This is a genomic window from Gordonia spumicola (assembly GCF_009932475.1).
Classification (GTDB): domain Bacteria; phylum Actinomycetota; class Actinomycetes; order Mycobacteriales; family Mycobacteriaceae; genus Gordonia; species Gordonia spumicola.
Window position 1 is genome coordinate 232,802 of record NZ_BJOV01000003.1, and the last position, 10,161, is coordinate 242,962.

A 10,161-nucleotide genomic window follows, 5' to 3' on the forward strand; every position below is an offset into this window, starting at 1 on the left:
TGAGAAACACGCCGGTCACGACCTCCGACGGGCAACCGCGAGCATGTCGGACAGCTCGGTGAACTTGACCCGCGGACGTCCGACGGCCCGCCCCCTGTCCCGTTCGGCGCGGTCGATGGCGCGAACGCCCCGATACCGGACCAGCGTCGGGGACCGATTCTCCGCGAGGGCGCGGAACTCGGCGGCCGCCCTGACGGTCCGCGGCAGACGCCCCGCCGCGGCGTCGTCGATGAACGCCTCGACGGTGCTGACCGCGTGCGCCTTGTTGGCTCCGATCCCGCCGACCGCGCCGCGCGCGGCCCACCCGAGTGCGTAGACGCCGGGCACCGGCTCACCGGACTCGCCGAGCACCCTGCCGTCGTCCGTCGGGATCACCCCGCGATCGTCGTCGAACGGCACGCCGGGGATCGGAACACCGCGGTATCCGATCGATCGGACCACGAGATCGGCGGCCACCCGGTGATCGGAACCGTCGGTGGTCACCCGCGCGCCGCCGACCGCTCCGTGCGGCCCGTCGACGATCTCTCGTATCGAACTGTGGAACAGGAACACGATGCGGCGGCGTGCCGGATCGGCCGGCGCGTCCAGGCCGAGCCCGTCCGCGCTGCCGGTGATCACCACCTCGACGTCGGGCAGCTCCTGCAGCGCGCGGAACTCGGCGGCGGTGTACGCCGCATTCGCCTGGTCGCGGCGTCCGAGCAGGACCACCTCGCGCACGTCCTGTCGACGCAGGAGATCGAGTGCGCGGTCGGCGATGTCGGTGGTCGCCAACGACTCCGGCGAGGACACCATGATCCGGGCGACGTCGAGAGCCACATTGCCCGTGCCGACGATCAGCGCGCGCCCCGCCCCGCCGTCGGGGATCGGCGGGCCGTCGGCTCCGGGATACGCGTTGTACCAGGCGACGAGGTCGGTGGCCGAGATCGAGCCGGGGAGCTCTTCGCCCGGCACGCCGAGGGCCCGCGCGTCGCCTGCGCCGACCGCGTAGAAGACGGCGTCGAAGTGCTCGACCAGTTCGGCCGGGGCGACCGCGGCCGGGCCCGCACCGATCTCGACCCCGCCGAGCAGGTGGACTCGGCGATGCCGGTACAGCAGGTCGAAGGTGCGGAGGACGCCTTTGGTTCCCGGATGATCCGGAGCCACGCCCGCGCGGACCAGGCCGCCCGGCGTCGGCAGTCGATCGATCACGGTGACATCCACATCAGTGCGGCCGACGAGCGTCGAGACGGCGTACCCGCCCGCCGGTCCGGTGCCGACCACCGCCACGCACAGCTTGTCGGGCAGCCGCGGGATGTCCGGGTAGACGATGTCGGACCAGCCGGAGGAGACATCCGGATTGTCCCGGTAGTACGACGCGTTGACCTCGATGAAGACCCTGTCTCGCTCGCCGAGTCGATCGGCGGGGAAGATCGCGTCCACCGGGCAGGCGTCGGCGCACGCACCGCAGTCGATGCACGCGACCGGATCGATGTGGAGGATGTCGGACGAGCCGAAGCCCCGCTCGTCCGGGGTCGGATGGATGCAGTTGACCGGGCAGACGGAGACGCACCCGGCGTCACTGCAGCACGACTGGGTGATGACGTGGGACATGGCCGTCAGATCATGTGGACGCGGCGGTAATTGCGGCGGGCGGCCTGCGTCAAGAGGCCGACGCCGTCGAGGAACTCCATGAGGTGCGTGCAGTTGCTGCGGACCATCGCGTGGAAGTGCTTGTTGGTGCGGCGCTCGGCGAGCGCCCGCTCGACGTCGAGCCCGGCGTTCGCGTACACCTCGGGCTGCACCAGATTCGAGACGATGTACAGCGCGCCGAGCGATGTGTACAGCGCACAGAACCGCCGCTTCGCCGGGCTCATCGACGCGGTCGACTCGCGGACCTGTTCCCTGGCGAACTTCATGTGCCTGGATTCCTCGAGCACGTGGATCTCGTTCACGGTCCGGATGAACGGGAGCACGCGCTCGTCGCGCATGCAGCCGCGCTGGAACACGTCGAGTATCTCCTCGGCGACGAGGATTCCCGCGTACGAGACGGCTCCGCGCGCGGTGTGTTGGAAGATCTTGCCGAGGCGCCCGATGCCGCGGGGCGGGTGGTACGACGTGCCGACCATCTTCTGCGACGCCTTCGCGAACATGATCGAGTGCCTGCACTCGTCAGCGATCTCGGTGAGCGCGAACTGGAACTCCGGCTCGTGATAGCGGCCGAGGTACTGGTCCCTCAGCACCAGCTCCTGCAGGATCATCTCGAACCAGATGCCAACGTTCATGATGGACGCGAACTCGTGGCGGGTGAGCGTCACCTGCTGCTCGACGGTCAGCTCGTTCCAGTAGTCCGTGCCGTACAGCGTCGACCATTCCGGGCTGCAGCCGTACTGGGCCGGATCCATCGGCGCAGACCATCGGTCATCGCGTTGCGCGAGAGTCGCGCGGCGGACTCCACGAGGCGCCGCGAGACCTCGTCGACGCCGCGGTCGGGCGTGCTGGTCGAGCCGTTGTCCACGATGGTCACGGTGTTCTCCCATCAGTCGATGTAACAATCATTATTGTCACGATAACACGCATGTGACGAGCTTCATAGATCCTGGCCTCCCTACCCGCGAGTAAGTAGTCTTCGTGACACAGACACGCAGGTCGCAGCAGCAGAGGGAGTCAGTCATGCCGTCGATCGTCATCACCGGAGGAGCCGCCGGAATCGGGCTCGCCACCGCCAAACTCTTCCGCTCGCACGGGTGGACCGTCGGCGTCTACGACGTCGACAAGGCAGCCCTCGCGGCGGCCTCGGCAGACGACCCCGAACTGATCACCGGAGTCCTCGACGTCCGCGACCCCGACCAGTGGGACGCCGCGCTCGCCGACTTCACCTCGCACACCGACGGGCAATTGGACGTCCTGGACAACAACGCCGGCATCCTCACCGCGGGCAACCTCGCCGACATATCCCCCGCCGACGTCAAGGCGCAGATCGACATCGACGCCCTCGGCGTCACGCTCGGAGCCCGCGCCGCGCACCGATACCTCAAGGCCACGCCCGGAAGTCACCTGGTGAACATCGCGTCGGCGTCCGCCATCTACGGCCAGCCCGGCATCGCGACCTACAGCGCGACCAAGTTCTACGTCGCGGGCCTCACCGAGGCCCTCGAACTCGAATGGGAGCCCGACGACATCCGCGTCGTGTCGATCTGGCCGCTGTGGGCCCAGACCGCCCTCGCCGACGCCGACACCAAGAGCGCCCGCAACCTCGGCGTCCGCCTGACCCCCGAGGACGTGGCGGCCAAGGTGTGGGAGTCGGTGCACCCGACCACCGTCGACCGACTCCTGTCCCGCACCAGCTACTCCGTCGGCGTCCAGACCACCGTCCTCGGGAACGCGGCCAAGTTCATCCCCAACGTCCTCAACCGCGGCGTCAACAAGCTGCTCTCGCAGTAGACGCAGACGCCTACCCGCGGATGAGGTCGGCGCAGTGTTCGCCGACCATCATCACGGTGATGTTCGGGTTGACCGACGTGTGCTCGGGGAACACCGACGCGTCGGCGACGCGCAGGCCCTCGACGCCCTTGACGCGCAGGTCGGCCCCGACCGGAGCGAGGTCGGACGAGCCCATCGCGGCCGTGCCGACGGGGTGATAGACGGTGTTGTGCGTCGCCCGGATGTAGGCGGCCAGATCGGCGTCGTCGACCGTTCCCGGGCCGGGGAACAGTTCCCGGCCCGCCCACTCCGCCATCGCGGGCTGCGCGACGATCTCGCGAGCCCGGCGGATGCCCGCCGTCATGATCGCGATGTCGTACCCCTCGGGGTCGGTGAAGTAGCGGGGATCGACCTTCGGCTTGTCGCGGAAGTCCCGCGACCGCAGTCGCACCGTGCCGCGTGATCGCGCATGCGTCACGTTCGGCGTGAGACAGAAGACGTTGTCCTCGGTCGGGAGGCCCTGCCGGACCGTGTGCATGTCGAACGGCACGCTCCCGTAGTGCATCATCAGATCGGGCCGGTCGAGTCCGTCCTGCACGGTGTCGAAGATCCCGATCTCCCACCACTGCGTAGACGACGTCGGCATCGGCTTCTTCGCCACCCACGAGATGACGCCCTCCGGGTGGTCCTGCAGGTTGAGACCGACTCCGGGCGAGTCCACGAGCACGTCGACCCGATTCTCGCGCAGGTGATCGGCGGGCCCGATCCCCGAGAGCATCAGCAGCTTCGGCGTGTCGATCGCGCCGGACGACAGGACCAACTCGCGTTCGGCGGTGATGGTCCGCTTGGCGCCGAACTGGTTGTCGACCACCTGCACGCCGACGCACCGGAGACCGTCGAACACCAGCCGGGTGGCGCGCAGGCCGGTGAGCAGGGTGAAGTTCTCCCGCTCGGCGATCGGATGGATGTACGACACCGACGACGACGAGCGCGTGCCGTCGGCGCGACGGTTGATCTGGAAGAAGTTCGCGCCGTTGGTGACGGTGGAACCGGTGTTGAACCTCGTCGTCGGCAGGCCCGCCTGCGCCGCGGCCTCGAGCAGCGCGACGCCGCACGGATCGTTCGGCGGCACGTTCATCAGGTGGACCGGACCGCTGTCGCCGTGGTGCGGGGCGTCCGGCCCGGCGTCCTCGTTGGTCTCCAGTCGCTTCAGGATCGGCCACATCCGGTCGGCGTTCCAACCGGTCGCGCCGAACACCGACTCCCATTCGTCGAGGTCTTCACGCGGCGGCCAGAACGCGATGCACGAGTTGTGCGACGAGCATCCGCCGAGCACCTTGGCCCTGGCGTGGCGCAGAAAGGAGTTGCCTGCCTCCTGCGGCTCGACGAGGTAGTCCCAGTCGTACCCGGACTCGAGCAGTTCCATCCAACGGTCGAGCCGCAGCACCTCGTCGATGCCGCGGTCATCGGGTCCGGCCTCGATGAGCGCGACCCGGACCGCCGGGTCCTCGGACAGGCGCGCGGCGACGGCGCATCCGGCCGATCCACCGCCGACGACGACGTAGTCGAACGAATCGGTTGCCATCAGTTCTCCTCATTCCTCCGGTCGGCGAACCATCCGGTGACCGCCGGTGCGATGTTCTGATACACGTGCTTGGCCTCGCGGTACTCGTCGAGCCCGGTGGGGCCGAGCTCGCGGCCCACGCCCGACTGCCCGAAGCCGCCCCACTCCGCCTGCGGCAGGTACGGGTGGAAGTCGTTGATCCAGACGGTTCCGTGCCGCAGACGGTTCGCCACCCGCTGCGCCCGGCCTGCGTCCTGCGTCCACACGGCGCCCGCGAGACCGTAGACGGTGTCGTTGGCGATCGCGCACGCGTCGTCCTCGTCGGTGAAGGTCTCGACGGTCACCACCGGCCCGAACGCCTCGTCGACCACCACGGACATCCCGCGTCGAACCCGGTCGAGGACGGTCATCTCGTAGTAGTGGCCCGACTCGAGGTCGCCCGATCCGAATCGTCCGCCGCACCGCAGTCGTGCGCCTTCGGCGATCCCGGCCTGCACGTACGCGTGGACCTTGTCGCGGTGCGCCGCCGAGATCAGCGGTCCCGTCTCGGCGGCGTCGTCGAACGGGCCGCCGAGCACGATCTGCTGCGCCCGCTCGACGAGGGCGTCGACGAACCTGTCGGCGATCGACTCCTGCACGATCAGTCGGGCGCCTGCCGAGCACACCTGACCCGAGTGGACGAACGCCGCGTTCAGCGCGTTGTCGACGGCGGCGTCGAAGTCGGCGTCATCGAACACCACGTTCGGGTTCTTTCCGCCGAGTTCGAGCGCGACCTTCTTCACGGTCGCGGCGGCCGACGCGGCGATCACCCGCCCGGTCACCAAACCCCCGGTGAACGACACCATGTCGACGTCCGGATGCTCCGAAAGCGGGGCTCCGGCCTGCGCGCCCGCGCCCGTCACCAGGTTGGCGACGCCCGCCGGCAATCCGAGGTCGCCCAGGACCCGCATCGTCAGGATCGCGGTGTGCGGGGTCAGCTCGGCGGGTTTGAGGACGAACGAGCAGCCCGCGGCCAGTGCCGGTCCGATCTTCCACGCGGCCTGCAGCAGCGGGTAGTTCCACGGCGTGATGAGTCCGCAGACGCCGACCGGCTCGTACTGGACGCGGCTGACGACGTCGTTCGAGCCCGCATCGACCAGTCGACCGGCGTCCTTGGCCGCGAGTTCGGCGAAGTAGTCGAAGCAGTTCGCGATGTCGTCCATGTCGATCCGCGATTCGACGATCCGTTTGCCGGTGTCGAGCGATTCGGCGCGCGCGAACTCCTCCTTGCGTTCGCGGATGGTCGCCGCGAGCCGGGCCAACAGCCGTCCTCGCTCGCCCGCGGGCACCGACGCCCAGCGACGGTCGTCGAACGATGCGCGCGCCGCGGCGATCGCCCGCTCGGTGTCGGCGCGGCCCGCTTCGCTGACGGTCCCGACGAGGGAACCGTCGGCCGGGCACCGGATGTCTCTCGTCGCACCGTCGGCCGCCTGCTCCCACTCGCCGTCGATGAACAGTGTCGCTGCGCTCACGCGTCCTCCTTGCCGGGCCCCGCCGGGGCCGTCTCGTCTGTCTGGTCTGTGTGCCCGGCCTGCGCGCCGGCCTCGACGGCGAGCATCTCCTCCTCGAAGTCGGCCGACCAGTCGACCGTCTGCTCTCCGGAGACCGTCGCGGCGGCGCTGTTCGCCCCTTCGAGGTAGTGCAGGTGCCGTTCGTAGTGGTCGAGCACGTTCGAACTGATCTGCGCCTTCGTCAGCCCGTAGACGTCGAAGCCCTCACTGCCCTGGGCGGTGAACACCTCGAGCCGATAGAACTTGTCCCTGACATCCGGGGTCCGCCCGAACACCGGCGTCGGATGCCGGGTCGGATAGATCTGATAGTGGAACGTCCGACCGCCGAGGTCGACGTCCAGGTGATGACTGTCGAGGTCGAACGCGTCGACGTGCGCCGATCCGACCACCGCGTCCATTCCGGAGCGGACGAGTTCGTCCGCCACGTCGGCGAGCGCGGGTCGGACCACGGACTCCGAGAACCGCGCCACGTCGTTCCGGTCCGGGTAGCGTACGAGCCTCTCCACACGCTGCCGCCAGTTCAGGGCCGTGCCTCCGGACGCCCGATGCGAGAGGGCGTGCGTGATGGCCTCCCTGCGCGACGCCACCCAGTGACCCTCGGCGCGCAACGCCCGGAACAGTCCGAGCATCATCAGCGCGACGACCACCGCGAACGGCAAGCCCATGATCACCGTCGCGTTCTGCAGCGTGGTGATGCCGCCGATGAGGAGCATCGCCATCGTCAACAGCCCGGTCGCGAGTGCCCAGAAGATGCGGACCCACCGCGCACCGTCCGATTCGTTGTCGGAGATGTGGGAACTGAAATGCGCCATGACCAGGGCTCCAGAGTCGGCGCTCGTGATGTAGAACAGCAGCCCGGTGAAGGTCGCGACAACCACGAGCAGTGGCGCGGCCGGGTACTCGTGCAGCAGCGCGTAGAACGCCTTCTCGGGCGTCTCGACGGCCGTCGACGCGAAGCCCTCGTCGCGTCGTGCCACCTCGAGAGCGCTGTTTCCGAACACCGAGATCCAGATAAGGATGAAGGCGAACGGCACCGTCAGCGTCCCGAGGACGAACTGTCGGATGGTCCGACCGCGCGAGATCCGGGCGAGGAACAGTCCGACGAACGGCGCCCACGCGATCCACCAGGCCCAGAAGAACAGCGTCCACGTGGCCTTCCACTCGCCGGTGTCCTCGTAGGCGAACGTGTCGAGCGCCATGCCGGGGAACCTGCTCGCGAAGTCCCCGATGTTCTGCACGAGGCCGTTCATCAGGTACGTCGTCGATCCGGCGATCAGGATGAAGAGCAGCAGTCCGATCGCGATGATCACGTTGATCTCCGAGAGCCGCTTGACTCCCTTGTCGACGCCGGACACGGCCGACGCGATGGCGATCGCCACCGCAACCGCGATCAGTCCGGCCTGCGCCCAATGGCTCTGGGCGATCCCGAACAGGTCGTCGAGTCCGACGTTGAGCTGCGCCACGCCGATGCCGAGGCTCGTCGCGAGGCCGAAGATAGCGCCGAGCAGTGCGGCGATGTCGACGGAGTCGCCGAGCAGGCCGTTCACGCGGTCGCCGAAGATCGGCTGCAACGCCGACCGGAGACTGAGCGGCTTGTTGTACCGGTAGGCGAAGTACGCCAGCGACATCCCGACGAGGGCGTACAGGCCCCACCCGATCAGGCCGTAGTGGAACAGCGTCCACACCACGGCCTGGCGGGTCGACTCGACGGTCTGCCCCGTGCCCGTCGGCGGCTGCATCCACTGCGTCACCGGCTCGGCGACCGAGAAGAACATGAGGTCGATGCCGATTCCCGCGGCGAAGAGCATGGCCGTCCACGAGAAGATGTTGTAGACCGGCTTGGAGTGGTCCGGGCCCAGCTTCACGCCGCCGACCCGCGAGAACGCGGTCCACAGCACGAACAGGAGCACGCTCACCACGAGCGCGATGTAGAACCAGCCGAGCTCGTCGGCCACCCAGGTGACGACGGAGCCGATGACCCGATCGGCGCCGTCGGTGTCGGCGAACGCCCACACGATGATCGCGATGACGCCCGCGCTGGCGCCGACGAACACCCGTTTGTTGACGGGTATGGGCACGTCGCCGAGCGACGTCGAGTCGCCCTCCTCGTCCATTGCCGACGATGATGGAACTCGCGTCACGACCACTCCCCTGTTACGAACTCATCTGCTGGTTACCGTGCTGCTTCAGTAAAGGTCTCCGTCCAAGGTAGACAGACGTCGCATACCGACGCCCGCTCCGTGACCTCTTCGAGACTTCTTCGTGACGGATGCAGAAAAAGCTGCGGCCGACGGGAGTCATCCCGTCGGCCGCAGCCTCAGTTCTCTGTGGTGTCGCGAGCGTCCGCTCAGCGACGGTCGAGATCGACCAGGCCCAGCTTCACAGCCTTGACCAGGCGACGCGGCATGCGCTGCGTGACGCCGTTGATCTTCTCTTCCTGCAGTGCGACGTTGTCCGCCTTCCACTGCGAACGACGGCTACGGGTGTTCGCCCGCGACATCCGGCGCTTCGGTACTGCCATGGTTCTCGCCTTCCTCACGTTCCACGCGGTTCGACCCGCTGATCGCCTGTATCCACGGCAATCGGTCCGCGGCACACAACCCGAACAGATTAACCGGCCGGAACGTCATGTGGCAAAACGAGCGTCCGCGCGTCTAGGGTTTCCGGCGTGTCGGGTGTCGTTTCGGGTTTCACGGTGATCTTCCTCGTCGTCGGCCTCGGCTACGTCCTGGGGCGGACGCGGGCCCTCGGCGACCACGCGTCGACGACCCTCGCCCGGCTCGTGTTCTTCGTCTGCACGCCCGCGCTGCTCGTGCACTCGCTGGCGACGAGCGACGTGTCGGTCGTGTTCTCACCGACCCTCGCGGTCGCATCGGCCGCAGCGCTGACCGTCGGGCTGATCTACCTGGTCATCGCCCGTTTCTGGCTTCGGCGGGCGGTGCCGGAGACGGTGATCGGCGCACTGTCGGCGTCGTATGTGAACTCCGTGAACCTGGGATTGCCGATCGCGATCTTCGTCCTCGACGACGCGTCGTTCATCGCACCGCTGCTGATGTTCCAGATCGTCTTCTACTCGCCGATAGCCCTCGCGACGCTCGACCTCACCGCGCTCGACTCGCGCGAACGCGGGTCGGTGTGGCGGACCGTCGCCGTCCCGCTGCGCAATCCGATCCTGGTCGGCGGTGTGATCGGTCTCGCTGTGTCCCTGTCCGGCTGGACTCCGCCGCAGGCGATCCTGACGCCCACGGACATGCTCGGCCAGGCGTCCGTCCCGCTCGCGCTGCTGACGTTCGGGCTCACCCTGACCGGGACATCGGTGTTCCGGAAGGGCGAGAGCCCTCGACGCGACATCGTCCTCGCATCCGTGTTGAAGATGATCGCGATGCCGGCTGTGGCCTATGTGCTGGCGCGGTGGGCGTTCGGCATGACCGGGCATCAGCTGTTCGCGCAGGTCGTGATCGCGGCGCTGCCGACCGCGCAGAACGTCCTGGTCTACGCGACGCGCTATCGGCGCGGCGAGATCCTGGCCCGCGACACCGCGCTCGTGACGACCGTCGTGTCGGTCCCGGTGATCGCGCTCATCGCCCTGCTGCTGGCATAGGGAGCGCACCTGAACGACCTCGGCTCGACATCGTTCACCACGACGCA

At 68.2% G+C, this 10,161-nt stretch carries 7 protein-coding genes and 1 pseudogene; 2 read left to right on the forward strand and 6 right to left on the reverse strand.

Features of this window, described 5'->3' with window-relative positions; all coding sequences use genetic code 11:
- Positions 1-15: 15 nt before the first annotated feature.
- On the reverse strand, positions 16-1,590 hold the full coding sequence (locus GYB83_RS07180; RefSeq protein ID WP_161894852.1) for an FAD-dependent oxidoreductase: 1,575 nt from the start codon (positions 1,588-1,590) through the stop codon (positions 16-18).
- A gap of 5 nt (positions 1,591-1,595) precedes the next feature.
- Positions 1,596-2,503 (reverse strand): annotated as a pseudogene (locus tag GYB83_RS07185) (AurF N-oxygenase family protein).
- A gap of 146 nt (positions 2,504-2,649) precedes the next feature.
- Here GYB83_RS07185 and GYB83_RS07190 point away from each other — a divergent pair.
- Complete coding sequence (locus tag GYB83_RS07190; RefSeq protein ID WP_161894853.1) at positions 2,650-3,420, forward strand: SDR family oxidoreductase; 771 nt, start codon at positions 2,650-2,652, stop codon at positions 3,418-3,420.
- A 10-nt stretch (positions 3,421-3,430) separates the two neighbouring features.
- Here the strand turns inward: GYB83_RS07190 and GYB83_RS07195 are convergent, their stop codons facing one another.
- The 4 genes from GYB83_RS07195 to rpmF form a co-directional block, all read right to left on the reverse strand.
- Positions 3,431-4,984, reverse strand: a complete 1,554-nt coding sequence (locus GYB83_RS07195; protein ID WP_161894854.1) for a GMC family oxidoreductase — start codon at positions 4,982-4,984, stop codon at positions 3,431-3,433.
- On the reverse strand, positions 4,984-6,474 hold the full coding sequence (locus tag GYB83_RS07200; RefSeq protein WP_161894855.1) for an aldehyde dehydrogenase family protein: 1,491 nt from the start codon (positions 6,472-6,474) through the stop codon (positions 4,984-4,986). Before GYB83_RS07200 ends, GYB83_RS07195 begins: the two co-directional genes overlap by 1 nt.
- Positions 6,471-8,627, reverse strand: a complete 2,157-nt coding sequence (gene betT, locus GYB83_RS07205) for a choline BCCT transporter BetT (RefSeq protein ID WP_228461266.1) — start codon at positions 8,625-8,627, stop codon at positions 6,471-6,473. Before betT ends, GYB83_RS07200 begins: the two co-directional genes overlap by 4 nt.
- 233 nt (positions 8,628-8,860) lie before the next feature.
- Positions 8,861-9,034, reverse strand: coding sequence for a 50S ribosomal protein L32 (gene rpmF / locus GYB83_RS07210; RefSeq protein WP_161894856.1), 174 nt, complete (start codon positions 9,032-9,034; stop codon positions 8,861-8,863).
- Positions 9,035-9,181: 147 nt separating this feature from the next.
- Here rpmF and GYB83_RS07215 point away from each other — a divergent pair, with 147 nt between their 5' ends.
- A complete protein-coding gene (locus tag GYB83_RS07215; protein ID WP_161894857.1) occupies positions 9,182-10,114 on the forward strand; it encodes an AEC family transporter in 933 nt (310 codons plus the stop codon).
- The last annotated feature ends 47 nt before the right edge of the window (positions 10,115-10,161 follow it).

Excerpts from the sequence above, each read along its gene's own strand:
- GYB83_RS07180 (WP_161894852.1), bottom strand. The coding sequence starts at position 1,590 with ATGTCCCACGTCATCACCCAGTCGTGCTGCAGTGACGCCGGGTGCGTC.
- GYB83_RS07190 (WP_161894853.1), top strand. The coding sequence starts at position 2,650 with ATGCCGTCGATCGTCATCACCGGAGGAGCCGCCGGAATCGGGCTCGCC.
- GYB83_RS07195 (WP_161894854.1), bottom strand. The coding sequence starts at position 4,984 with ATGGCAACCGATTCGTTCGACTACGTCGTCGTCGGCGGTGGATCGGCC.
- betT (WP_228461266.1), bottom strand. The coding sequence starts at position 8,627 with ATGGACGAGGAGGGCGACTCGACGTCGCTCGGCGACGTGCCCATACCC.
- rpmF (WP_161894856.1), bottom strand. The coding sequence starts at position 9,034 with ATGGCAGTACCGAAGCGCCGGATGTCGCGGGCGAACACCCGTAGCCGT.